Below are 299 nucleotides of genomic sequence, written 5' to 3'. Positions count from 1 at the left end.
CTTGAACGCGTCGATCAGCGATCCGGCTAGGCGCTCGGCCTCCGCGGGCTGCTCCTTGCCCACTTGGATGACAGCGAACTCATCGCCGGCATACCGGTACGCGGACTCGCCATCCCGCAGCGCGTCGCGGATTCGGCCTGCCGCGAGTTGCAGAAGCGTGTCGCCTGCTCCATGGCCGAGCGTGTCGTTGACCGACTTGAAATCGTCAAGGTCGATCTGGAGCAGGGCGGCTTTCGGTTTTGGGCCGCCGATTGCCGCCAGCGCTTCCTGCAGTCGCTCTCCGAATTGCCGTCGATTCT

1 protein-coding gene is annotated in these 299 nt (G+C 64.5%); it reads right to left on the bottom strand.

Translation table 11 applies throughout. The features are described from left to right. A partial coding sequence (locus tag EN851_RS35470; RefSeq protein ID WP_135931123.1) for a GGDEF domain-containing protein occupies window positions 1-299 on the bottom strand: 299 nt, incomplete at both ends.

Origin of the sequence: Mesorhizobium sp. M8A.F.Ca.ET.208.01.1.1 (genome assembly GCF_004791315.1) — a bacterium.
GTDB lineage: Bacteria > Pseudomonadota > Alphaproteobacteria > Rhizobiales > Rhizobiaceae > Mesorhizobium.
The sequence above is the reverse complement of the archived record's forward strand: the minus strand, read 5'-3'. Positions and strand labels throughout refer to the sequence as shown.